Source organism: Arthrobacter alpinus, assembly GCF_001294625.1.
Classification (GTDB): domain Bacteria; phylum Actinomycetota; class Actinomycetes; order Actinomycetales; family Micrococcaceae; genus Specibacter; species Specibacter alpinus_A.
The window spans coordinates 183,531-207,871 of the sequence record NZ_CP012677.1 but is presented as its reverse complement, the minus strand read 5'-3'; the positions used below and the strand labels follow the sequence as shown (position 1 = coordinate 207,871).

Here is a 24,341-nt window from a genome sequence, read left to right as displayed (position 1 = left end):
TCGGGCTTGTCCTGGAAGGTCCATGAAAAGTTCTCTTGCATCAGCTTCTCATTCATGCTATAAAAAATCTATACCTCTCAGCATAGATCTGAGAGGTCACTACAGAAGATTAATGTGACACTAACAAGGAGTGACTAACCATGTTGATGCGTACAGATCCGTTCCGTGAACTTGACCGGATCGCCCAACAGGTGCTGGGGACGACTAACCGGCCCGCGGCCATGCCCATGGATGCATGGCGAAATGGGGACACCTTTGAAGTCGAGTTTGACCTACCAGGCGTTAGCCCAGACTCCATCAACCTAGATGTGGAACGCAATGTCGTCACCGTCAGGGCAGAACGAACAGATCTGGATGGGACGGTGGAAATGCTCGCTGCAGAGCGACCGCGTGGAGTGTTCAGCCGGCAACTCGTTCTAGGTGAGAACTTGGACACGGAGAATATCGAAGCGAACTATGACAGCGGTGTGCTGAGCCTGCGGATCCCGGTGGCTGAGAAGGCCAAGCCACGTAAAATCTCTATCAACACTAAAGATAAGAAGCGCCAAGCGATCAACGCCTAAACGCTCAAAGACCCACACGTCCCATCCACGAACGGAAAACATTGCATCTGTAGGGACAACAAACAGCACAGAGCCGATAGATAGGAAGGTAACCACTGCGCAAACCGCGCCCGATAAAAAACCGTCGCTACGTTGAACCATCACCGGCGGTCCCGGTAACACAGCCGGGGCCGCCCCCATCCAACCACCATCACCGCACAGCGACAGTGCAGCCACGAATTATCGGTGCCAGTCGAACTCTAAGCAACTTAGAAGCCCCACCTGAGGACCCCCCAGGAGGGTCGCCACCATCGCTGAGTGCGCAAACGCGCAAGCAGATTATGGACGCTAAAGATCTACTCGCCCATACAAGCCAACAAGCACTCAGCGAACGTCACAATCACCACCAAATTAGAACCTTTGCTACCCGGACCAGTAACACCTTCACCGGGACAAGAACCAGATAACAGATCAACAGCAACCCACAGAAAGCCTGCGTCAATCATCAATTCGTTGTGGTAGGAACCACCTACCAGGAGGTGCATTTCAAATGAGTGCATGGCGTCGTTACGACTCTCCCTTGCTACCGGCCTTCAACGAACGCTTCGAACAGCGCTGGGGCAAAGGAACCGCACCCTTCCTCGACCCCGAAGTGCAGGCGCAACCACTCCCCCGCGCTCAATGGATCAATGTCGACACCGGCGCAGCAGTAGCCGTCGTACCCGTATGGGCCAACGATGAGACCAACCGCTCCTTCACCGTCTTCTACCTACCCCCGGCAGGTGATATTTGGTTGCTCCGGCCAGGAATCACCGACTATCTCGAATCCCCAGTAACCGAACACATCACCTTGCGCAACCAAGCCTTCAAAAAAGCAGTTGATTACGCCAAAGCCTTCATCTACGGGCCCGACGACCATGACATCTAAAAAAGAAAACCACCACGTCAAACATCGGTACCCGCGAGCACCCGCAATTCAAGACATAGAAAATCAACGGCTCCATCGTTCGCCATTCGAAACCAGCGGAGCTAACAAGCGGTCCCATCAACGGAACCAGTGTCGTCCAACCACCCAAAGTTCCCACCAGGGTGGCTGTATAACCAAACTTGCAACGACTGTTTGCTGGGAACGCCCTCCGCTTTGCATTGACAATGATGAGTTACAGGTGGCCTGAAGGATTAGGGCGCACCGCAACCCGGCAAGTACGGTCTGGAGCGCATGACTGCTCTTAGGCCTCGAGTCTTGAGACACATCAGATGCAAGACATCTTCAATGTAGGATCAGGCGAACGAATCGCATATCTCATGGGTTCGGCAGAACACTGCATACGAATGTCAGCCCAGGAGGACCGCGACCCCACAGCCAGCGCGGGCACGTCGCCCGTCTGACTACCGAAGGCGAACACTGCAGGGGAGATACCCTGCTGCATCGAACGGCTCACCGCTGGTCAACTGTTCAGGAAACCTCACCCTGTTGCGCGAGGCCATGGAATGTTCCTCGATGGCCGAAGCCGCTGCGATTACAAGATTAGGGCAAGTGACATCAAATGCTGATTCTCCACCACCGGGTCCGCTGGAACCCCGCACGGTTCGTGTACGTGCAGACAGGTGAATGGCGTCCAATCCGGCCAGCGCCGGAATGTCCTCAATTTTCACGCCGCCGCCAGCTTGAATCTCTGGGCTACCGGCAGATTCCACCTGCAGCATGCGAAGGACCTCTGCTCCTGCCAGTGAGGATGATGTGCCGCCAGAAGTGAGGATTCGCGCAGCACCAAGCTCTCGCAGTTGGGCGACGAGCTCGTGTACCGGGATATCGTTTGCCAGCAGCACATCCACGCATCGGTGGACTGTGATTTCTATGTCTGGATTAACTAGATGCGCTGCCTTGCTCAAGACCGCCAGCACCGGCAAGTCCAGTGCTTTATCACCCTCGGTAAGAGCGCCGATGACGATCCCGGCAACGCCGGCACGGGCAGCATGAGTAATGTCTGCGACCATGAGCTCGACTTCAGCAGGCGTATATACATAGCCTCCACTTCGGGGACGAATCAGTACGTGGACGTCGATGCCGACCGCCAGCACTTGCTCGATGGTACCCAATGACGGCGTCAATCCGCCCATACTCAAAGCCGTACACAATTCGACGCGGTCCACGCCGTTTTCCATCGCGATCTTCGCACCTGCTGCGTCCTGGACCGCAATCTCAAGCTTAGCCATGGGCTATGCGCCGACAGGGATGGAGGCAAAGATCCTGGCGGTAAGATCCGGGGCAGGCATGCCGGTGTCGAACGGGAACATTGGACGTTCAATGTTCTTGTGTCCGAGGCGAGCCAAATCTTGGTCCACTCCACCAGGAGTCAGCGCCAGCATCCAGTCAGCTGCCAACTCGAAGAGCTCGGGCTCAAGATAGCCAATCTTAACCACGACAATGTCCGCATCCGTGACGGTGAGCCCGGCGGCGACGAAGTCGGCGATCTGGTGGTACGGCTTGCGGCGTTCGGTGATGATGGCCTCGATTGATCCAACCCTAACGACGGCGACACGGCCGGAAGTGGCATCCCCTTCGGTCAGATGGAGCACGGTGCCGCGAAGCACTATGGGGCCCGAATGCACGTGGTCAACCAGCGCGCCGGCAGAAACCTCGATCTTCGCGCCCAAACCGGCAGCGAAGCAAGCCGCGACGGCATCTTTATCAAAGACGGATGCCACCACGGTACGTTGGCCACCTTCGCCAAAACGCGGGTCATTGACCAGTTGAGTCAGCGTCCAAGTCACATCTCCCGACCCGCCAGCTGTCGGGTTATCGCCCGAATCTGAGAGCACGTAGGGGCGTTTTGCATCCGAGGCCAGTGCTGCGTTCAGGCACGTGTCCAAATCTGCAGCAGGAGCTACGAATTCGAAGTCGTCACGGGCATCCCAGTAGCTGGTGGCTAGCTCGGTAGCCTTAGTTGCTGCGAGTTCTGCGTTATCTCCAGTAACCACCACGGAGGCGTAGCAACGCGGTTCATCTGCCCACGCGTAGCCTACCCAGATCGAGGCATCGACGATACCCGCGGAGGCTTCAATCGGCAGAATTGCTTCATAGATTCCCTTAGCCGGTTCCAGCCGGGTGGAAGTCTTTTCTCCGGGCAGCAGCACTGGGATGCGTACGTAGGCTTTGGCAGGGGCACCGGTTCCCTCAACCAACCGTTTGATCAGATTCGTCATCGCACGGGTCTTAGTGTCTTGCTCATCCTCGTGGGGTGCCATTCTGTAGCAGGTGATCAAATCACAATATTGAACCAAATCAGCTGAGACGTTACCGTGTAGGTCCATGGTGGCTGAAATTAGCGTGCGAGGAGTTCCGGCTCTGGTACTTTCCTCATCTAGGGCCTCGCGAACGGCACTGGTCAGGTCCGCTTCGGCGTCCTGGTACCCGACCACCGTCATGGCGCCGTGGATGTCCAAGAAGAAACCGTCGAACGGGCCCTGTGCGTGGATCATCTCTATCAATTCGGCTTTCAGCGCCTCATAGACCTGCGGTTGCACCATGCCGCCAGGCAGCGAGCGCGCGTGCACCAGCGGAACCCAGATCGCCACGTCGGCCACAGCCGAATCGTGGTTCTCATGACCGGGGGTTAGCGCCGTGTAACGCGAAAGCAGCACGCCGTCCTTAGTGAAGTTGAATGCTTCAAAACCCGATCGGTGCGGGGAGAAGTTGGACGCTTCGATGGACATGCCGCCAATGCCGATACGTGGCTGGAGGGGTGATGCGTTCATGGGAGTAATGCTCCTAAGGCAAATAAGAGGACCAAAAAAGTTTGGAGGTGCAGTAGTGATGTGGATTATTCGATGACCGGCATGGAGAATCGAACGTTCAATGTTGGCTGACTCAGCAGATGAATGATGGCCAGTTCGGCCGCACCGACGAGTCCGGACTCGCTTCCCTCGTAGGCGGCTTCAACGCGCAACCCCGCCGTCGCCAACGGCAGGCACCGTTCGTAAAGTTGGGACCGTACCGCAGCCACGTAGACGCTTGCTCCCGAGAGCGCACCAGTAAGGTAAATGTCTCCCGGGTTGAAAAAATTCACCACTGTGCTCAATGCCAGACCGAGCTGCCGGCCAGCCTCGCGCACCACTCCATTGGCAGTGGGGTCGCCATCGCGGACCAGGTTCAGAACTTCGAAAATGTCGTTGACCTGCGTGCCAATCTTCACCAAGTCACTGACAATTGCAGCACCGGAGGCAATCGTTTCAAGGCAGCCGCGGTTTCCGCAGGAACACATTCGATCCGCCGCTGCTTCCACTTTGGTGTGGGTGATATCCCCGGACGCGTATGAAGACCCTCGGTAGAGCTCGCCGCCGACGATGATGCCGGTTCCCACGCCTGTGCCGGCCAGAACGGTGATGGAGTTGGCGGCGGCATCCGGACGGGTGAGGTACTCACCTAAGGCTGCGAGATTGGCGTCATTATCTGTGATTGCCGGGACACCCAAAGCCTCCTCGAGCAATGCCCCAACATCCTGGTTGTGCCAGCCAGGCATTCGCGACGGCGCTACCGCCACGCGGCGAATCACATCAATGGGCCCCGGCAGGCAGATGCCCACCGAAAGCAGTTCCCCACCCTCACGCTCGAGCATGGCCCGCACCTTGGCCGCCAATAATTCAACGGTAGCAATAGGGCCCTGTTCTACATCGACTTCGAAGGACTCATTGCACAGGATGGTCCGCGAGAGGTCAGCCAGGCCCAGCTTGGCATGCTTGACACCCATGTCGATGACGGCTATCCGGCCAGTTCGGTAGGAAATCGACAGCAGTCTGCCAGGCCGCCCCCCCTGTGAGGGCGCCATCCCGCCTTCCTCCACGAGGCCCGCTTTCATCAGGTCGTTGACCTTCGTTGAAATGGTGGACGGGGCAAGGCCCATCTCCCTGGCCAGAGCGGAACGCGTGATCGGTTGCGCAGCAATGCTGCGCAGCACATCGACTGCGAGGTTACCAGTACTCATCAGCACATCCTTTCGTGGCTCATAGATTACGACTTTCGCTAGTAAACACCTGAATTTTCGGAGTTGAAATCCGATCGTTACCGATCTGAGGTGTAATCACCACCACTTGTGCTCTATATTACACATAGTTCTTCCGTCGGAAATGAAACTTTGTTCGATGGCGAACTAATGGTTTTTGACATAACACCCACCCCTAAGAATCAGGAGAGATCGTCCAATGTCTAACGATCGCAAACGTCTGAGAGCCGGAATTGCCGCTGGCGTGACCGTCTTCGCTTTACTACTCACCGGCTGTGCCAGCGGCGGTGCAGGCGAAAAGCCCACCACCGGCGGAAGTGCCGCAGCGGTGCCAGCTGGAGTTGACACCAACGTTGTGAACTACGCACTTCCGCCGAATGCAACTCCCAACTGGATCCTTCCCGTCGGCATTGCTGGCAAGATGGCAACTCACAACTCCTCCATTGCGCAATCGCTGTGGTCGCCGTTGATGACATTTGACGGTTCCAAGGGCGAGATGAAGCTCGACCTGGAAACCGGCATCGCCGACAAAATGGAGTATTCTGCCGACGGCACCTCCGTCAAGTTCCATTTGAGGGACATGCACTGGTCCGATGGCACTGCCATCACCACCCGTGACGTTGAGTTTTGGTTCAACTTAATCAAGGCCAACAAGGAAACTTGGGGCGGTTACAAGAAAGGACGCCTTCCGGATAACATCACCGATATTAAGTACAGTGATGAAAAGAACTTCACGCTGACCTTCGACAAGGTCTACAACCAAGACTGGATGTCTTCCACACAGTTGACCTCCATCAAACCGTTGCCACACCATGCCTGGGCCAAGACCGGCGATGACGCTAAAGTCGGGGATGAGGACCGCACGGTTGACGGCGCAAAGAAGATTTTTGAGTACCTGACCAAGTCCTCCGAAGACATGTCTTCCTACGCCACTAACCCGCTTTGGCAGGCTGTTTCGGGTCCGTTCACGCTCAAAGGCTTCGACAACTCCGGCAAGGTCACCCTTGCTAAGAATGAGAAGTATGACGGGCCGGATTCAGCAAACGTCACCACGGTCAACTTGCTTCCTTTCACCTCGTCCGACGCAGAAGTGAACAGGCTGCGTGCCAAGGGTATCGACTACGGTTACATTCCTACCTCATTGATGGACCAGAAGTCCCAGTTTGAATCCCTTGCTTACCAGATTGATCCTTGGAAGGGCTGGGCAGTAACCTACATGCCCTACAACTTCAACAACCCGAAGATGGGTAGCACGTTCAAACAGCTTTACGTCCGCCAGGCGTTGCAGTCGGCCGTCGACCAGCCTACGATCTCCAAGGTGGTCTGGAAGGATGGGGCAAACCCGGTGTACGGTCCGGTCCCTCAGGATATTCCGTCGCAGTTCCTTTCCGACACACAGAAAAACAACCCTTATCCCTTCGACTTGGAAAAATCCAAGAAGCTCTTCGCTGACCATGGCTGGAAAGCCGGATCTGATGGAGTCTTGGTCTGCGAATCCGAGGGAACCGCAGACAATCAGTGCGGCGAGGGCGTTAAAGCCGGAACCAAGATGCAACTAACCATGATGGTCCAGTCGGGCTCGGACGAGGCTGATAAGCAATTTGCCGCCATGCAGTCTTCTTTCCGTGACATCGGCGTTGGCGTCACGTTCGACAAAGCCCCGCTGAACACCGTGCTGAACCGAACCGCTCCGTGTGAATCCGCTTCAGCTGACTGCAACTGGGAGTTCTCCTACTTCGGGGCCGCAGGCTCTTGGTACTTCCCGGCCTACCCGACCGGCGAACGCATCTTCGCTACCGGCGCCTCGGTGAACTTCGGCAATTACTCGAACACAGAAGCTGACAAGCTCATGAACGATGCCCTGCTCACCAACGACCCTGCCACAATGCAGAAATACTCGGCACTGATGGCTGAGCAATTGCCGGTGATGTGGTTGCCGAACCCGGTCTACCAGGTTTCAGTCATCCGCGACGGAATGACAGGCACCACTCAGGACCCCACCGCCAACTTCTTCCCACAGCGCTGGGGTTGGAACAAGTAATTCGAGCTTCCTAGCTCACCAAGCAAGTATCCACGCAACAAGAAGGGAGAATCGTCGATGTCGACTAACACCACCGCCATTCGCGATAGCTCAGGGATTCGGCTGTTCAGTTGGTTTTTAGCCAAAAGACTTGTGCAGGCGGCGGTCGTCATCGCGATCGTCTCGGTTATTGTGTTCCTGTTGCTCCAGGCTCTGCCCGGCGGACCAGCCCGCGGCATCCTGGGCCAACAGGCCACCGAAGCCCAAATTAAGGCTTTCAACCATGAGCAGGGTTTCGACCTCCCGCTCATCCAGCAGTACTTTAATTACGTGGGCCAGTGGGTGAAAGGAGGTCTAGGTCGTTCATTCGTCATGAACACAGACGTCTCCTCACTCATTGCCCAACGACTTCCCAAGACTATGATCTTGTCCGTTGCCGCAATCGTTGGCGCCCTGTTGGTCGCCATCCCTTTGGGCATGGCCCAAGCCATGCGTCGCAATAAGGCCTTTGACTACGTGATGACCGGATTAAACTTCGTTGTGTACTCCACACCGAGTTTCTTCCTCGGACTGCTGCTGATCATGCTCTTCTCTCAGCTGCTAGGTTGGCTTCCGGCCAGTGCACCACAGGGCGATACGGTGGCAGAGATCCTGTCCCAGCCCAAGGAAATGATCCTACCAATCCTCACCAGCGGTTTGGCTGGCGTTGCAACATTCTCGCGCTACATGCGATCAGCAACTATCGACAATCTTCACGAGGACTACGTTCGCACGGCCCGTGCCAAGGGCACGCCGATGAACAAAGTCATTTCCCGCCATGTACTGCGTAACTCGTTGACGCCTGTGGTGACCATGCTTGGCTATTATCTACCGGTCATGTTCGGCGGCGCCCTAGTCGTCGAACAACTCTTCAACTACCCGGGAATGGGTCTGCTCTTCTGGAACGCAGCGCAAACAAGCGACTTCCCGGTCCTCTTGGGCTGCGTGCTGGTCATTTCTGTAGCTACCGTCGTCGGATCTCTGTTGGCCGACATCACCCAGTTCGTTCTCGATCCCCGCGCCCGTGGAGGTGTTAAGTGAGTGCCACAACCCTGAGCCGCCAAGCTCTCCCCAAATCTCCTACCGCCCGAGCGGTGGAGCAGTTCTTCTCCAACAAGCTCGCAGTCATCGGTGTCATCATCGTTATTGCACTGATGATCTTCAGCTTCATCGGACCCTTCATTTACCACACAGAGCAGATCTCAACGAACCTGATGAAGGCGGATCTCAAGCCCGGCGAAGATGGCCATCCGCTAGGTACCGATGGGCTGGGCTATGACGTATTGGGCCGCCTGATGATCGCAGGCCGCACCTCGATTTTGGTGGGTCTTGCAGCGGGAGTACTCGCTACCATCTTGGGAACCCTCTGGGGATCTGTCGCTGGTTACCTAGGCGGCTGGGTCGATGCCACCATGATGCGCGTCGTTGATGCGGGCATCGCTATCCCAGGCATCTTCTTACTGCTGGTCATCTCAGCAATCGTCCGCCCGAGCGAGTGGATGATGGTGCTGATCATCGGAGTCGTTTCGTGGCTTGTCCCTGCCCGGCTCACCCGTGCAGAGGCGCTATCGCTCAAGAGCCGCGACTACGTGTTGGCTATCAAAGCCACCGGTGGCAGCAACTCTCGTGCGATCCTGCGTCACATCATCCCTAACACCATCGGCACTGTGGTGGTCAATGCGACCTTCCAAGTTGCCGACGCCATCTTGCTCGTGGCCTACGTGAGTTTTCTGGGCATGGGCCTGCAGCCGCCCTCCACCGACTGGGGAGCAATGCTCACAGACGGTATTTCCTCGGTGTATTCGGGTGCCTGGTGGCTGATCTTCCCCGCAGGTATTGCCATAGTTTTGATCGTGAGCGCCTTCAACTTCATTGGTGACGGACTGCGCGACATGTTTGATGTGAAAGGCCAGTCATGATCGACACTTCATTAAAGAACCCCACCGTCCCGGCGCTGAAGATCGAGAATCTTGTCGTGGACTTCAAAACCAAGATCGGTGTCGTCAACGCGGTGCGTGGGGTTTCCTTCTCCGTCGACCGCGGAGAGGTAGTGGCTGTCGTTGGCGAATCCGGTAGCGGCAAGACCATCACCTCTTTGACGGCCATGGCGCTACTGCCGTCCACTGCCCATAGCTCGGGCGTGGTCGAGGTCAATGGTAGCGATGTCTTGAACGCCTCAGAGTCGGATATGAATTCCAAACGCGGCAACGTTGTTTCCATGGTCTTCCAAGAGCCCATGACAGCGCTGAACCCCTCAATGAAGGTCGGCAAACAGGTAGCCGAAGCCATCCTGAACCATCGCGGTGTTTCTAAGGCCGAAGCGATGACCGGTGCCGTTGCACTGCTAGCTCGAGTCGGCATTCCCGATCCAGTTATCAAGGCCAAGAGCTTCCCGCACCAGCTGTCCGGCGGCCAGCGCCAACGTGTAGTTATCGCCATCGCGCTAGCCTGCGATCCGGCATTGATTATTGCTGACGAGCCCACTACAGCGCTCGATGTGACGGTCCAAGCTGAAATCCTCGAGTTGCTCCGCAACCTCGTCAAAGAAACCAACACCGCACTGTTGCTGATCACCCACAATATGGGCGTTGTTGCAGATTTGTCGGACCGGGTAGTTGTCATGAATGCAGGAAAGGTGGTCGAAACTGGCACCACCATCCAAGTGCTCATCAATCCTGCAGAATCCTACACTCAAGCCCTGCTGGCAGCCGTTCCAACACTTCCCGAGGCGCAGCGGGACAGCATTGTGACCGAAGAACGCGCTCAGGAGTCATACCGTGCGAGTCCCCCGAAAAATGGCTCGATGACCAACCCTGTGTTGGAAATGCGCAAGGTCTGCGTTGACTACACCAGTGGCGGACGCAAGCTTCGTGCAGTCAACCAGGCCAGCTTGGTAATCAATCGCGGTGAAATCGTCGGTCTCGTGGGCGAATCAGGGTCTGGAAAGTCGACCCTAGGACGAGCTCCCCTGGGATTGGTTCCCGTTACGGGAGGTGAAATCACCCTTTTTGGTGGCGATGTCTTAAAACTGTCGACCCGGGAGACCCGCAAGTTGCGTTCACGCATCGGAATCATCTTTCAAGACCCCGGTGGATCACTTGACCCACGCATGACGGTGAGCGACTCGATTGCCGAGCCGTTGATCATGCACGGAGTCAACGGCAAACGCCCCAGTCGCGCCACTCGAGATGCCCGCGTGCGCGAATTACTTGAAGCAGTTCGTCTGTCATCCACCAACGCTAACCGCTACCCCCACGAGCTTTCTGGCGGTCAACGGCAACGCATTGGATTGGCGCGCGCCCTAGCTCTGGCCCCGGAATTACTCATTGCCGACGAACCGACCAGCGCGCTGGATGTTTCGGTGCAGGACGAGGTGCTGACCCTGTTGCTGGACCTGCAGAAAGAACACGGCTTCGGCTGCCTGTTCATCAGCCACGACCTAGCCGTAGTGCACTCGGTCTCTCAGCGTGTCACCGTCATGCAACACGGAAACGTGATCGAGACAGGCCCGACCTCCAAAGTGCTGCAACACCCCGAAGCGGCATACACCCGTCACCTGCTGGCCTCAGTACCGTCACCGAATCCCATTGTACAAAAGCAGCGCCGCGAGGCGCGCAATGCATCGTTGTCAACCTCGTTGCAAGGATCCTAACCGTGTATCCGAGATTAGGAATTGATATCGGCGGAACTGGTATTTCCGCAGTCGTGGTGGATGCCTATGGAAAAGTAAAAGGACGGGCTTCCACCGACACTCCCGCGAAACACGGTGGAGACGCTATTGTGGATGCCTGCCACGAAGTAGCAACCTTAGCCACTAACCGATCGGGAGTGACCCCGAGAGTGGTAGGAGTGGGTGCTGCTGGCATCATTGACGCTGGCGGCAGGGTCCAAGCTGCCAGCGATTCTTTCACGGGATGGGCAGGCTACCCACTTGCTGAAAAACTCAACGCAAGCCTGGCTTTGCCCGTACGCGTGGGCAATGATGTTGCAGCCTTCGTGCTTGGAGAGCAACGATTTGGTGCAGGCAATGGAGTTGCGAATTTCTTTGGGATTACGCTGGGAACCGGTGTCGGTGGAGGGCTTGTCCTGAATTCCGTTCTGCATGCCGGGGAGCACGGAGCGGCAGCCGAGATCGGCCATATTCCCGGCTTCGGAGACCGCTTGTGCACCTGTGGCCGATACGGCCATTTGGAGACAATAGCCGCCGGTCGCTCTATCGCCTCCTTGTATGCCCAATCGACCGGAAAAGCCTGCGACACCAAGAACGTTGCGGAGCTGGCCCGGGCGGGTGATGAGATAGCTTTCGAACTATTCGCCGACGCTGGCACGGGATTGGCAAAAGCTGCGCTGATGATCTCAGGCATTCTAGATATTTCCACGTTAATCGTTGGTGGAGGTGTTGCTCACGCATGGGATATTTTGTATCCGGCAATGGAGTCAGAATTGCGACGCAACCCTCCTATTTCCGGGAAACCAATCAAGGTTCTACGCAGCGGTTTGGGAACTGATGCCGCGGCCATTGGAGCCTCACAATTTGCTGACGAATTAACCTAAAGCACATCATGGCTTCACACGACCGGCAGGCGATACCAACCTCTGAAATGAGCGTTCATACGCCCGCGCCATTTAAACGCGTAATGGCGGGGTGGAAGCCCACCCTGCCACTACCAAATACCCCGCAAATCCGGTCTTTTTGGCCCTCCGAAACTTGAGGGCCCCTTATCGGATTCGAACCGATGAACCCCACTTGCGCATCAGGGGTCCATTCGGAGTTGCCAATAAGCCGTTTTGGCCTTTTCCTGCATGATGTGAGTGCAACAATGCGCGATACTAAATGGTCGCTGTTGCGTGTTCAAAAGTATGGGTTTTGTATGACGTGGTGGGAACTCCCGCCTACTGCGCCACGGTCCTCGCAGTCGAGCCAACGAAGCGACATATTGCCCTTCTCATTTTACTTCCGATCCATGACGCTGAACCTGCAGATAGCGCAATTCAAGGTACCGGACTTGAGCGCCCCCACGCGGTTCCTGACTATCGGGCACGGCGGTGTCAAGCCGTCTTAGCAACATCGTCGTTGAGTAGCTTGGTGAATACTTCTCGTGGTGTGAGGAATCCCAGGACGGCGCGGGGCCGGTCGTTGAGCTCATCAGCGATGGAGTCCAGGTAGGGCTGATGACTGGTCAGCTCGATGCCCTTGGGCAGGTACTCCCTGATCAGCCCATTGGTGTTCTCGTTCGATGGCCTCTCCCACGGCGAGTGGGGATGTGCGAAATAGACGGGAAGGTCCGTGGCCAGTGTCAGTTGTGCGTGGCGGGCCATCTCGGTGCCTTGATCCCACGTCAGGGAACCACGCATCAGGGCCGGCAGGTCATTGACCCGGTTGATCAGCACGTCGGCGAGGCCGTCGGCCTTCTTGCCTTCAGGCAGGCCCAGCATGATCAAGAACCTGCTGTGCCTCTCGACCAGGGTTGCGATAGCACTCTTGCCGCCCTTGCCGACCACCAAGTCCCCTTCCCACGCACCTGGAACACGGCGATCTGCTGCTTCCTCTGGACGGTCGTCGATGCTGACCATGCCAATGATCCGTCCACCTGTGCGTTCACCCAGCGGCTTCACTGATTTTCGTTTGGTGCGCTTGGATTGCAGCAGGATTCCGGACTTGGCAAGCTCGCCCTTGGGCAGGGCGTAGATCCAGCGGTAGATCGCCTCGTGGGAGACGGTGCGGCCTTCGGCGTCGGGTGATTTCGTCATGGTCTCAACGCTGTCGTCTGTGGCTTCCAAACGCAAACGACCGGCGATCTGCCGCGGCGTCCTAGACCTGGCCAGATCAGCCTTCACCCGGGCGGCAAGGACCGGATCCGTCTCGATCTTCCGTGCCTGCGGCCGGCTACGCCGACGCTCAGCAGCACAGTCCGCACTCACCGGACGATACCCGCGGGTCTTCGTCGAATTCCTGTGGCGTTCCCGCCAAATGATCGTGTGGTCACGGCCAAGATCCGCACCGATCTGACGATCAGACTTGCCAGCCAGAATGCCTACGGCGATGTCCGCCCGATCCGAAAACGACAATCGCCTACGCCCCACCAGCAACTCCTCTACTCAACCAACTTGTTGCTTCGACGGTATGACACCGCCCACACCTCACTCTGATCCTGAACTTGTTGTGGCCTCGATCGGCACGATCGGGGATATGTACGACGTCGCCACCAATAAAAAGGCGGCATAATTCCCGGGGCGGCTCAGAGATAGGGGGCGTGGATCCGCGGCCATTGGGCCATTGAAAAAGGGCTCCACCACCGGCGCAACGTGACCCGGAGGGAAGACCACTCCCAGGTCAGGAACGATGAAGCACCACGAGTTATGGGATCTCTAAGGAACATCGCGATCACCATTCTCCAGCTCAAAGGCGAAACCAACCTCGCCAAAGCTACTCGCGCAGCCCGCAACCACCCCAGCTGGGCACTCAAGCTAGCAGGCATCACTACCAGCTAAACGACCTTTCAGCCGCCCTGGGCTTAACATCGGGTCGCCCGTTAGAGAAATATCGAGAACAACAGTCCAGAAATTGTTCCGAAGACCGTGAAAGCAATGATTCATCCCCAGTTCGCCGCAACGACATCCTTGTAGGGATGAACTCAGCGTTCATCCCTACGAGAGTGCAGCCAACAAGCGACAGTGAGAGCCCATCCTGGCTTTCCGAATCGCAGAAACCGCAGACCCATGGCAGAGTGAAAAACGAGGGTCGTCAATTGGCTTTATACATAAGTAGGTGAGCTGAGCCATCCTAGATACGCTGCCTAATTCAGCTCACCTTCCGCGAGGCGCCCCACTACATCTGTGAGCATGTGGAGGCCGGAGACAATATCCTCATCACGCGTGTACTCATGCTCATTGTGCGAGATGCCATCAACTGAAGGTACGAACAACATGACAGTGGGGACAATATCTTTCATATTGGTGGAGTCGTGGCCTGCCAAGGTCTTTACACGCTGGTGGGGAAGTCCAAGGTTGGCTGCGGCTTTCTCTGCTAGTTCGACGCCGGCTGGCTGGTAAGGTGTCACCGGCCAGCAGTGCGAAGCCTCCTTAGCAATCGTCACATTGGCCAGCCTCTCGATCTTTTCAATGTGCCCGTGGAGTTGGAGGTCGGCTTGCGCTAGCACGTCTTCATCCGCAGAGCGCAGGTCTAACAACAAAGTGACTCGTGAGGGAACCACCACCGGTGAGTTGGGGTAAACATCTAGTTGACCCACGGAAGTATGGAGGACGCCGGGGAAGCTATCGGCGAGCTCTCTAGCGGCTACCACCAGCATGGATGCGCCCAACAGGGCATCTTTGCGGTCGGTGATGATAGTGGATCCGGTATGTGCCTGCTCACCATTGACAATAAATTCGTATTTATTGGCGGCCCAGTTTGAGTCGACGATGCCGATGGTGATCCCTCCACGCTCCATGCTGCGGCCTTGCTCAATGTGGATTTCCGCACAGCACGCGGCCTGCGGCCCTGACCCCACACCGAGGCATCCAATAGCTGCGAGCGCCTCGGCTACCGTCACGCCGTCGCGGTCCTGCGTCGACAGTGTCTGATCGAGTTCCAGCTTGTTGGTGTAGACGGAGCTGCCCATCATGGAGGGTTTGAAGCGTGAACCTTCCTCGTTAAACCAGTTGACAACGGCTATGTTGTACTTCGGCAGTGATCCGGAATTCTTATAGGCAGCAACTACGCGGAAAGCGGCGTGTGCAGCGGCAAGTACGCCGTATGCGCCGTCGTACCGGCCGGCAGTGGGCTGGGAGTCTAGGTGGGAACCCACGAGAACGTAAGGGGCACCATGGACCAGTTCGTAAGTCCCGAATTGGTTGCCGATCTGATCAAATTCGACGGTGAAACCTTGGTCCGTCAACAGCTGTGTGAACCACGTTCGTTGTTGGCCGTCGGCGGCGGATGCGGCTAGTCTGTCAACGCCTCCGTTGGTGGTGGCACCGAAGGTGCACAGCATGGCGAAGTCTGCCATGAAATCGGCGTCGTCACCTGTGAAGTTGCCTGGATTGGGTTCGAGAATTGTTTTCAACATGAGGGTTCCTTAAGCATTGTGTGGGGAGGCTACCGCGGAGCGAGACGGCTAATCTGATGTTTTCGGGGACCTGGTTAGTGGATCCTGCAACACGTGCAGGATGGCGGGTAGTTCGCTTTGGACCGCCCGCTGGAACGCGCCGCGGAAATCCTCGGTCCGCTCCACCCGCTCCCCATAGCCGCCGTAAGACCGGGCTAGTGCGGAAAAGTCCGGGTTCACGAGCCCCGTACCGGATGGCCTTCCGGGGTAGTGGTTTTCTTGGTGCTCTCGGATGGTTGCGAAGCATTGGTTGTCGACGACGATCACGACAAACTTCGCACCGTAGGCGATGGCCGTTGCTATCTCTTGGCCGTTCATCATGAAGCAGCCATCTCCGGCAACGGAAACTACTTGGCGGTTTGGGTACACCATGCTTGCCGCCACGGCTGCAGGGATGCCGACTCCCATGGCGCCATTTCGGGGGGCCACCAAGGACTGCGCCGCAGTGTGCTGGAGGTACCGCGCGGGCCACAGGGCATGGTTGCCCGCACCGTAGGTGATGATCGCATCTGCTTCTAGCTCTTCGCGCAGGACCGTCATGCAAGCGCTCATGTCTACGTGGGAACCGCCGTCTAGGTGAGGCGTTGAGTATGCTTCATATTCCTCGCGTGCACGCTTGAGCCATTCCGGCAGAACTGCCATCTTCAAGTCCAGCTCGGCGAGTTCATTAGCGAAGGTCCTGACATCTGCCACGATGTGTTGGTCAATCCGACCGAAGTGCCCCAAAGTGTCTCCAGGCATTGCCACTACAGTCTCTGCAGTGAGTCCACGAGTGAACCCGTCGCTGAGAACGTCTGCGCGGGGGCATCCGATGAACAAGAGCAGATCTGCTTCGTCTAGCCGCTGGGCGTTCGCGTCGCTTCGGGCGTAGCCGAGGCTGCCAACATAGCTGTTGCCGCCCGGGAACGCGTGCGGCACCGCGTCGTAGGCCCGGAAATCTGAGACCACTGGCACTCCGTGGCTGGCGGCCCAAGATACCAGCGCTGTGCCGCAGTCCTGCGTCCAACCTTCGCCACCCACGATGATCAGTGGCTTTTTTGCCTCTGACAGCTTGCCTCCCAGCTCGGCGAGCGCGGTCGACGTCGGCCCACTCTGGGCCCGTGCGCGCATGGGTACAGTGGTGCCACCGGGGACCATGTGGGTCAGCACATCTTCTGGCAGTCCGATGACCACCGGGCCCATCCTGCCGCTCATTGCAGTGTGAATGGCATCCTCAACCATCGAGGCCGCTGAGGCAGCATCGTCCAGGACCAGGACCTTCTTGGCCGTGCTTCCAAACCAGGAGGTGATATCGAATTCCTGGAAAGATTCGCGGCCTCGGTCCGCTACGGGGATCAACCCGACGAAGAGAATCAATGGGGTGGCGTCTTGGTATGCGGTGTGAACGGCGATGAACGCGTTGGCGGCGCCTGGTCCGCGGGTCACCATGGCGATGCCCGGCAACCCTGTGAGTCTTCCCTCCGCTAGTGCCATGAAACCGGCACCGCCCTCGTGCCTTGTGACAACGGTGGTGATAGGTGATTCATGGAGCCCATCAAGCACGTCGAGATAGCTCTCCCCCGGAACACCATAGACCCGAGGAATGGCTGCCGCTTCGAGCTGGGCGACGATGAGATGCCCTGCGGAGACGGCCCGCTCTGGTGCCAAAGTGGAGGAGCTCATGTCAGACAACCTTTCAAGTGTTTTCACAATAGTGGCGTCCGTGAGGACCGCCACTACCCATGATGGCAGTTGTGGTTGTGGGGGGAACTAGCCAGGCTCAACGATTTTCCTCGTCTAGGCTGTGCTTATGCACATTCCTTCTGTTCCGCTCCGTCCATCGCTCGATGAACCTGAGACGAGCGAGGGTCGCTGGGTTCTCCTGGTGACAGAGCTCAAAGGCAGGCTCCCCGCCATGCAAAAGCTATTCGTGGAGCGGGTGCAGGCCATTGCAGGTTACTCGGGCGATTCCTTTGCTGTCGAAGAGTTGGAAAATTCAGCGGTCGTATCTATCGGTCTCATCCTCAATTCCATGGCCGGTGAAGAACACTATCCACGCATGGTGGAGTTCGCCACCGGCTTGGGCGCGCGCCGCGCCCGCCAGGGAGTGGCGGCCGAGGCCCTAATGTCGGCAGTGCGCCTAGACTTTCCCATCATCTGGTCCACACTCCTGCGCCTGTCCACCCCCGCTGATGCATCTCTAATGGCTTCACGAGCCGAGGATGTTTGGCGCGTGGTCGACGACTATGCGTCCGCGATCCATTCAAGCTATCTATCAACACGAGTCGCTATGGCGCAGCAAGAAGCCGGGGTAAAACAGGAATTCATCTCGGCTCTTTTCAGCGCTCAGGGTCGACATGTTGAGACACGGGAGCGGTTTGCCCGTGCCTTCGATGTCAATGTAGACGCCCAATACGCCATTGCTGCCGGCAAAGGGCAGCGGGCGGAAGAGCTCCGCAAACTGGCCGCGTTTCCCACCCCCTCAAATCCAATCTTCCTTCACGAGTCTGCCGATTACACCTACGTATTCTGGCCTATCACGGAACTTAAATTCGGTACCCTAGATGCACTACCCACTGGGGTGGCAACCATCCCCTGCGGGGTTGCAGTCTCTGCAGATGGCCTGATGGGGTTGGCAAGCGCCGCACGAGTCGCCGCCGCTCTCTCGGAACTGACCAAACCCACTGACCACGCTCCCGTAACGGTGGACAAGCACTGGGCGCGACTTGCGAGAACTCGCTTAGACGAGACTGGCGTCGACCTCAGGGCGCTCCTGGAGTTGCAGTTAGGCAGCTGCCGTGTGGAAGAGCTTGAACGGCTAAGGGAAACGGTGACCTGCTTTTTACTCAACGGCAATGTCGCGGTCACTGCAGAGACCTTGTTCTGCCACCGAAATACCATCCTCAACAGGTTGCGACGTTTCAAAGAAGTGACCGGGATCGATCTGACGGTTCCCACCGAAATAGCCCGCGTCGTTATTGCCTGGGCGTAATCAGTCATCGTTGTTGCTGTAATGACGGATCGTAAGTGTGCATCTGCCCAATCCCAGGCTCCCAAACGTGTGCGGATCCGCCTTGTGACTCACAGCACCTCGAATGGATAGTAGAACAAGATGTTGAAGTTACTCCTTCCTATTCTCCTCGCCCCGGATCATCACCATTGGAGCCCCACATGACAACCGACGTAACACGTATCACTGCGGAAGCCGAAAAACTGGACCGCAGCAAAATGCGGAAAATTGCCACTGCCAGTGTCATTGGCACAACTGTTGAATGGTACGACCTGTTCCTTTTCGGAACGGCATCAGCCCTCGTATTCAACAAGATTTTCTTCCCGGATCTCGACGGCGCGATTGGCACCATACTGGCGTTCATGACTTTCGCCTCGGCCTACGTGGCCCGCATGGTTGGCGCCATCATTTTCGGTCATTTCGGAGACCGGGTGGGCCGCAAATCAATGCTGTTGATCTCCCTGATCGGCATGGGTGTTGCTACCTTCGGAATTGGCTTGATTCCAGACTTCAATACCATTGGTGTCGCAGCGCCCCTACTGCTGCTTACCTTGCGACTGTGCCAAGGGCTCGCGCTGGGTGGCGAATGGGGTGGTGCTGTCCTGATGACCGTGGAGCACGCTCCAGCGGATCGGCGCGGGTTCTTTGGTTCCATGGTTCAGATCGGTGTCCCAATCGGAACCTTGCTGGCCAATATTGCGTTTTTGATCGTGGCCAGTACTCTCGATGAGGCAAGCCTGCTGAGTTGGGGATGGCGCGTCCCCTTCCTGCTCTCCGCAGTTCTGGTTGCAGTAGGAATTTACATCCGTTTGCACATCGAAGAAACGCCCTCCTTCAAGAAGGTCCAGCAAACCGGCGCCAAAGCCAAAATTCCGTTTGCCGTCCTGATGAAGAAATACTGGCGCCAGGTAGTCCTTGGCGGCATCGCCACGCTGTCCACCGGCAGCACCTTCACGCTCTTGGTCGCTTCGGGCGTCAACTACGGAACCAAGGAGCTAGGCCACTCAAAGACACTGCTGCTGTGGGCAGTCATGTTCGCCTGCATCGTGGCCTTCTTTGCCATTCCATTCTTTGGCAGGTTGTCAGACAAGGTGGGGCGTAAGCCCATCATCTTTGCCGGCGTGATCGCCGAGGCTTTGCTCGCTTTCCCCCTCTTCTGGATGATGGATACTGGATCTCCCGTATTATTGTTCCTCGGCTATGGCCTGATGATGCTAGCGTTCTCCGCCAACTACGGACCCATTGCTACGTTCCTCGCTGAACTGTTCGGCTCCAAAGTTCGTTACTCCGGCCTATCTATCGCCTACATGCTCTCCGGCTTGTTGGGCTCCGCTGCCACACCAGCTATCACCGTGGCTCTACTTGCCGCGACAGGTCAGAGCTCATCCATCGCTTGGTACGTCATGGGCGCGGCAGTCGCCTCGTTGCTGGCCCTTCTGCTCCTTACTGAAACCCGATACGGAAATATCCACGAAGTCGAAGATGCCCCGTCAGATAGTGTTGAGGTCTCCAAATGAGCATCCGGCGCATTCACGCCGCACCTGGCCATGTCGCGCCCGTGGGACCTTATTCCCAGGCCGTGGTAGCCAACGGGTTGGTGTTCACTTCCGGTCAAATCCCAGCCCGGAGTGACCTCACTGACCAGCCTGCGGAGTTTTCGGACCAAGTGCGCCAGACCATTCGAAACCTTCAAGCCATTCTTGAAGAAGCCGGATCGGACTTGGAGCATGTTATTAAAGTGAACACCTACCTAACGGACATCGAGCAGCTGGCTGAGTACAACTCCGTCTATGAGGAGTTTTTCGGAGCGCACAAGCCGGCGCGAACCTCAGCGTGTGTCTCGCTGTGGGGCGTCAGCCTGGAAATCGAATGCGTTGCCGCACTCATCGAACCAGTCAAGGAGCTGTAGCGAATGACTGAACCATCTGTGGACTTGGTAGAGCAAGACTTATTGGACCAGCTCGGGACGCTCAGCCTGCCCACGTTAGGGCATTTTTTGGAAGATGGTTTTTGCTCGCCAATGATTGCCACTGTTGTCCCTGGCAGCAGGATGCTCGGGGTCGCCTCCACCGCTCTCATTCCCGATGCAGACGCCATCGCGGTCAATCAAGCTCTGGTTCGGTTGCGCCGAGGCGAAGTGCTGGTTCTGGACATGGGCGGCGATACTATCCATGCCCCGGTAGGCGCAGTCACTGCTGCGGCTGCCAGGTCGAAGGGTGCCGCCGGAATTGTGGTCAACGGCCCCGTCACCGATGTGGCCGAGCTCCGCGAACCGGCGGAGGACGGTTCTGTTCTACCGGTCTTCTCACAGGGCAGCACCTGCCTGACCACCAAGCGGCACAACTCAGGCCGCGGCGTATTTGGTGTTCCCATTACCATCGGGGGCGCAACAGTGCACCCTGGTGATCTGATAATGGGTGATGACAACGGTGTGGTGGTCCTGAGCAAAGCGACAGCCGCCGCTGTGCTCGACAAGGCACAAGCCTCAGATCTTGCAGAGCCAGCCATTCTCGGGCGAATTGCGAGCGGCGAGCCACTGGAGAACATCTTGGCACTGGGTTAGGCGTTGCAGGCAAAAGCAGTAGCCCCGTTTCCCTCGAGGGAAACGGGGCTACTGCTTTTTGGGGCTATGAAAGCGGAGTACGGATGAGTTTCTTATTGACGAATTCACTCATGCCGTACTTGGCCAGTTCCCGGCCAACACCGGAAGCTTTGACACCACCGAAAGGGAGGTCCGCTTGGGTTCCAGTGGGGCTGTTGATCCAGACCATCCCTGTGTCGAGACGATCCGCCACCTGCTTTGCTTTTTCGGGGTCGGCGCTAAAGACCGATCCGCCGAGACCGTAGGCCGAACCATTAGCTAAGGCGATGGCCTCCTCTGCATTCTTGACTTTGTACACTACAGCCACCGGGCCAAAAATCTCCTCGTGAAAAGCACGCATGTCAGGAGTAACGTCTGCCAGCACAGTAGGGTGCATGAAGGCGCCTGGGCCTTGGAGGCGCGTTCCTCCTGTCAACAACGTTGCACCCTTGGCGATTGCGTCATCCACTTGGCTAATAACTCCTTCCACTGCAACTTCAGAAGCCAAGGGTCCAAAGCGAGTGGAGGCATTGGTGGGGTCGTCTGGGACAATAGCCGCCATTTTAGAAGTAAAGGGCTCGAGGAAATCGTCGTAAATATCTTCCAGCACTATGAATCGCTTAGACGCAGTGCAAGCTTGTCCACCATTTCCCATGCGCCCGGACACCGCGGCTTTGACCGTGGCCGCCATATCTTGGGAGTCGAGCACGATGAAGGGATCTGAGCCGCCCAGTTCAAGGACAAACTTCTTCAGATTTCTGCCCGCAATCTCACCGACCGCCGAACCCGCACGTTCGCTGCCCGTCAGAGAAACACCCTGGACCCGGGGATCGGCAATAATGGTGGCCACTTGATCATTAGTGGCGAAGAGATTGATGTACGCGCCATCAGGAAGAGCTGCTTCTTCGAAGATCCGTGCGATGGCCAGCGCTGAGCGGGGGCAGCTCGGGGCGTGTTTGAGCACAACTGTATTACCTAGCATGAGGTTCGGAGCCGCAAATCGGGCAACCTGATAGTAGGGGTAGTTCCACGGCATGATTCCAAGAAGCGGCCCCACCGGTGCAGTGCGGACAATGGCTTCACCCCCGCCTCTAACGGTGAGAAACTCATCTGCGAGGAAGCCAGGACCCTCCGTGGCGTAGTAGTCGAAGATGTCAGCCACCAAATCTACCTCCCCCATAGACTCCCGCAGCGGTTTGCCCATCTCCTCGGTAATAAGCATCGCCAAGAACTGCTTTTGGGTGCGGTACAGGTCCGCAACCCTGTGTAAAACGCTAGAGCGGTCATGGACCGGCGAGTGGCGCCACTTGGCAAAAGCCTCATGGGATTGGGCAATGGCGGACGCTATTTCGGCATCGGTGGCTTCTGGGAATTCCTCGAGTGTGGTGCCAGTGGCGGGGTTCACTACCTTATATGCTGTCATAGCTCCACGCTACCGGCAGCGTTGCTTATGTGGGAAAACGCTGTGTGGGCGCCCAATCTGCGGCAAAGTTCCGGGGCAAACGAACAACTTTTTCGACACAAACGCAACCTTCAGTTACAAGCTGCGTCGAGGGTGACTGTGGACACGTTCTAACCTGAGGATCTACCCACACTATGAGTGAATACTTCGCTGGATGAGTTAGTGCTCGCGGAAGGACACTCGCGCTGCCTAACTCGCCCTCCGAGGCGCCTCTGTTGCCTAAAGAATATGCAGAATTATACGATCTTTTATTCGATGCAGATCGTAGAAGAAAAATTTACGAATATCGGCCGCCTCCGTCAGTGCACTAGCAGCGTCATCCTGATTGCTTTGCACCACGACCTAACCGGATCTACCTTGCAAGTGAATGATCTCCATTGAGCATCCCCCGCTGGGCACAGGCCAAGTAATCCAAGGCGGTTGCATTTCTATGCTCAAATGGAATCGAGCGGGCCTGCGGCATGCGATATTCGAACCGAAACAGTCAGTGCTGAACACCCGGAATTGCGAAGCAATAAGATACCAACCGAGATTGTCACCGCATGTCAGAGTGTGTTGAGTGCTCAAAATCCCTCAGTAGTTATCAACGTTTATAACCCTGCTTGCTGATCAGGGGTCAACAAAGCGCTAGCAATAGGCTCTTTTTGCCTGTTCCTGCATGATGTGGTTGCAACAATGCAAGATACTAAATAGGCGCTGTCGTGTGTTCAAAAGTATGAGTTTTGTATGACGTGGTGGGAACTCCCACCTGACTGCTGAACGGCCCCGAACCTGGCACGTCAACCACCATTGCTGCCCTTCTCATTTTACTCTTGATTCATCCCGTGCCCCCGGGTCGCCACAATAGCCCAAAGGCTCAGCACTGCAGGTCACTTCTCCTCGGGTTAGGCTGGGTCAAGTTCGCTGCTGCCGGTCCCAGCAGGTCTGACCGCTTTTATGTCTGGTACCGCACGAGTCCCGAGACTCTTTTTGCCGCTTTTGAAACGGATGTCCCGAAATTCTAATGCCAGCTCTCAGTGCCCTTCCTACAATCGCTGCCGGAAAGGCAGCGTCCTAATTTAACTCTTCGCTACCGGCAAGCTCAGGGCTGCTCCACTGAAGCAAAGCCCAACGTCGGCAGGAAATTCCTGACCCAATGTTGACTTCGAATCGACGGCCTAGCCGAATCTAGTATCCGGCCACGGTTTTCAGAGACGTGATCACTAGGGGACGCGGCGAGCAACGGTGACTTGTAAGCGCGATCAGCATGCCAGCGTGCGCGACACCCTGTTCGATCATCACAGTTCTTTCACGAAAGCCAGAAGCGGTACTTCAAACAGCTGGAACTGTAGCTGAATCGTCAGCCCAGAACCCCAGCTAATTCCGCCGCGGAAGACGGTACCCGCACTTGCCGCCAACATTCGCCGGGGCTATACCAACTGACAATTGCCAGCTTGTACAACTGCCTGCAGAGACTGGAAAATCCCTGCCTAAGGATGAGCCACTCTGCTATCTTTAGTATAAATGTGTACTTAACTACCCTTGCAAGGCAGATTCCCGTCAGCCACCAGGAGAGAGCTGGAACTCATGCCGCATGTCTTTTCAACAGGTTCCGGAG

General features: G+C 56.9%; 18 protein-coding genes. 11 read left to right on the top strand and 7 right to left on the bottom strand.

All coding sequences use genetic code 11. The features are described from left to right. Positions 1–140 precede the first annotated feature (140 nt). Entirely contained in the window at positions 141–563 is a 423-nt protein-coding gene (locus AOC05_RS00775) for an Hsp20/alpha crystallin family protein (protein WP_062004824.1), read from the top strand. Between the two features lie 529 nt (positions 564–1,092). Then, the gene (locus AOC05_RS00770; RefSeq protein WP_062004822.1) at positions 1,093–1,470 is read left to right on the top strand and encodes a hypothetical protein; all 378 of its coding nucleotides are present in this window, start codon (positions 1,093–1,095) and stop codon (positions 1,468–1,470) included. 461 nt (positions 1,471–1,931) lie between these two features. On the opposite strand, the gene AOC05_RS00765 is transcribed toward AOC05_RS00770, so the two are convergent. From AOC05_RS00765 to AOC05_RS00755, 3 genes are all read right to left on the bottom strand, one after another. Further along, positions 1,932–2,759 (bottom strand): copper homeostasis protein CutC, encoded by an 828-nt coding sequence (locus AOC05_RS00765; protein ID WP_082357655.1) that lies wholly within the window; start codon positions 2,757–2,759, stop codon positions 1,932–1,934. A 3-nt stretch (positions 2,760–2,762) separates the two neighbouring features. After that, positions 2,763–4,301, bottom strand: coding sequence for a M81 family metallopeptidase (locus AOC05_RS00760; RefSeq protein ID WP_062004819.1), 1,539 nt, complete (start codon positions 4,299–4,301; stop codon positions 2,763–2,765). A gap of 65 nt (positions 4,302–4,366) precedes the next feature. Further along, positions 4,367–5,527, bottom strand: coding sequence for an ROK family transcriptional regulator (locus tag AOC05_RS00755; protein ID WP_062004817.1), 1,161 nt, complete (start codon positions 5,525–5,527; stop codon positions 4,367–4,369). Positions 5,528–6,041: 514 nt separating this feature from the next. Between AOC05_RS00755 and AOC05_RS00750 the strand changes: the two genes are divergently transcribed. The 5 genes from AOC05_RS00750 to AOC05_RS18630 are packed head-to-tail and all read left to right on the top strand — an operon-like array spanning position 6,042 to position 12,158. Further along, positions 6,042–7,586 carry a peptide ABC transporter substrate-binding protein gene (locus AOC05_RS00750; RefSeq protein ID WP_230085466.1) on the top strand — a complete coding sequence of 515 codons (1,545 nt, stop codon included), beginning with the start codon at positions 6,042–6,044 and terminating at the stop codon, positions 7,584–7,586. Between the two features lie 57 nt (positions 7,587–7,643). Continuing rightward, complete coding sequence (locus AOC05_RS00745; protein WP_062004814.1) at positions 7,644–8,645, top strand: ABC transporter permease; 1,002 nt, start codon at positions 7,644–7,646, stop codon at positions 8,643–8,645. Further along, positions 8,642–9,523 (top strand): ABC transporter permease, encoded by an 882-nt coding sequence (locus AOC05_RS00740; RefSeq protein WP_062004812.1) that lies wholly within the window; start codon positions 8,642–8,644, stop codon positions 9,521–9,523. The genes AOC05_RS00745 and AOC05_RS00740 overlap by 4 nt, the downstream gene beginning before the upstream one ends. Beyond that, on the top strand, positions 9,520–11,256 hold the full coding sequence (locus AOC05_RS00735; protein WP_062004810.1) for an ABC transporter ATP-binding protein: 1,737 nt from the start codon (positions 9,520–9,522) through the stop codon (positions 11,254–11,256). The genes AOC05_RS00740 and AOC05_RS00735 overlap by 4 nt, the downstream gene beginning before the upstream one ends. Before the next feature lie 2 nt (positions 11,257–11,258). Beyond that, positions 11,259–12,158 (top strand): ROK family protein, encoded by a 900-nt coding sequence (locus AOC05_RS18630; RefSeq protein ID WP_186760641.1) that lies wholly within the window; start codon positions 11,259–11,261, stop codon positions 12,156–12,158. Positions 12,159–12,653: 495 nt separating this feature from the next. Here AOC05_RS18630 and AOC05_RS00720 read toward each other — a convergent pair whose 3' ends face one another. The 3 genes from AOC05_RS00720 to AOC05_RS00710 form a co-directional block, all read right to left on the bottom strand. After that, complete coding sequence (locus tag AOC05_RS00720; protein ID WP_062004804.1) at positions 12,654–13,688, bottom strand: IS30 family transposase; 1,035 nt, start codon at positions 13,686–13,688, stop codon at positions 12,654–12,656. Between the two features lie 713 nt (positions 13,689–14,401). Continuing rightward, positions 14,402–15,673 carry a M20 family metallo-hydrolase gene (locus AOC05_RS00715; protein ID WP_062004801.1) on the bottom strand — a complete coding sequence of 424 codons (1,272 nt, stop codon included), beginning with the start codon at positions 15,671–15,673 and terminating at the stop codon, positions 14,402–14,404. 48 nt (positions 15,674–15,721) lie between these two features. After that, positions 15,722–17,374, bottom strand: a complete 1,653-nt coding sequence (locus tag AOC05_RS00710) for a thiamine pyrophosphate-dependent enzyme (RefSeq protein ID WP_062004799.1) — start codon at positions 17,372–17,374, stop codon at positions 15,722–15,724. Between the two features lie 127 nt (positions 17,375–17,501). Between AOC05_RS00710 and AOC05_RS00705 the strand changes: the two genes are divergently transcribed. The 4 genes from AOC05_RS00705 (at position 17,502) to AOC05_RS00690 (ending at position 21,264) form a co-directional block, all read left to right on the top strand. Next, positions 17,502–18,683 carry a helix-turn-helix domain-containing protein gene (locus AOC05_RS00705; RefSeq protein WP_082357653.1) on the top strand — a complete coding sequence of 394 codons (1,182 nt, stop codon included), beginning with the start codon at positions 17,502–17,504 and terminating at the stop codon, positions 18,681–18,683. Positions 18,684–18,862: 179 nt separating this feature from the next. Further along, positions 18,863–20,218, top strand: coding sequence for an MFS transporter (locus tag AOC05_RS00700; protein ID WP_062004795.1), 1,356 nt, complete (start codon positions 18,863–18,865; stop codon positions 20,216–20,218). Continuing rightward, positions 20,215–20,610: a RidA family protein gene (locus AOC05_RS00695; protein WP_197277873.1), complete on the top strand. Its 396-nt coding sequence runs from the start codon at positions 20,215–20,217 to the stop codon at positions 20,608–20,610. Before AOC05_RS00700 ends, AOC05_RS00695 begins: the two co-directional genes overlap by 4 nt. Positions 20,611–20,613: 3 nt before the next feature. After that, the gene (locus AOC05_RS00690) at positions 20,614–21,264 is read left to right on the top strand and encodes an RraA family protein (RefSeq protein ID WP_197277872.1); all 651 of its coding nucleotides are present in this window, start codon (positions 20,614–20,616) and stop codon (positions 21,262–21,264) included. Positions 21,265–21,328: 64 nt separating this feature from the next. On the opposite strand, the gene AOC05_RS00685 is transcribed toward AOC05_RS00690, so the two are convergent. After that, positions 21,329–22,705: an NAD-dependent succinate-semialdehyde dehydrogenase gene (locus tag AOC05_RS00685; protein ID WP_062004793.1), complete on the bottom strand. Its 1,377-nt coding sequence runs from the start codon at positions 22,703–22,705 to the stop codon at positions 21,329–21,331. Positions 22,706–24,341: the final 1,636 nt, after the last annotated feature.

Coding starts and splice junctions, on each gene's coding strand:
- AOC05_RS00775 (WP_062004824.1), top strand. CDS start 141: ATGTTGATGCGTACAGATCCGTTCCGTGAACTTGACCGGATCGCCCAA.
- AOC05_RS00770 (WP_062004822.1), top strand. CDS start 1,093: ATGAGTGCATGGCGTCGTTACGACTCTCCCTTGCTACCGGCCTTCAAC.
- AOC05_RS00765 (WP_082357655.1), bottom strand. CDS start 2,759: ATGGCTAAGCTTGAGATTGCGGTCCAGGACGCAGCAGGTGCGAAGATC.
- AOC05_RS00760 (WP_062004819.1), bottom strand. CDS start 4,301: ATGAACGCATCACCCCTCCAGCCACGTATCGGCATTGGCGGCATGTCC.
- AOC05_RS00755 (WP_062004817.1), bottom strand. CDS start 5,527: ATGAGTACTGGTAACCTCGCAGTCGATGTGCTGCGCAGCATTGCTGCG.
- AOC05_RS00750 (WP_230085466.1), top strand. CDS start 6,042: ATGAAGCTCGACCTGGAAACCGGCATCGCCGACAAAATGGAGTATTCT.
- AOC05_RS00745 (WP_062004814.1), top strand. CDS start 7,644: ATGTCGACTAACACCACCGCCATTCGCGATAGCTCAGGGATTCGGCTG.
- AOC05_RS00735 (WP_062004810.1), top strand. CDS start 9,520: ATGATCGACACTTCATTAAAGAACCCCACCGTCCCGGCGCTGAAGATC.
- AOC05_RS00715 (WP_062004801.1), bottom strand. CDS start 15,673: ATGTTGAAAACAATTCTCGAACCCAATCCAGGCAACTTCACAGGTGAC.
- AOC05_RS00710 (WP_062004799.1), bottom strand. CDS start 17,374: ATGAGCTCCTCCACTTTGGCACCAGAGCGGGCCGTCTCCGCAGGGCAT.
- AOC05_RS00705 (WP_082357653.1), top strand. CDS start 17,502: ATGCACATTCCTTCTGTTCCGCTCCGTCCATCGCTCGATGAACCTGAG.
- AOC05_RS00700 (WP_062004795.1), top strand. CDS start 18,863: ATGACAACCGACGTAACACGTATCACTGCGGAAGCCGAAAAACTGGAC.
- AOC05_RS00695 (WP_197277873.1), top strand. CDS start 20,215: ATGAGCATCCGGCGCATTCACGCCGCACCTGGCCATGTCGCGCCCGTG.
- AOC05_RS00690 (WP_197277872.1), top strand. CDS start 20,614: ATGACTGAACCATCTGTGGACTTGGTAGAGCAAGACTTATTGGACCAG.
- AOC05_RS00685 (WP_062004793.1), bottom strand. CDS start 22,705: ATGACAGCATATAAGGTAGTGAACCCCGCCACTGGCACCACACTCGAG.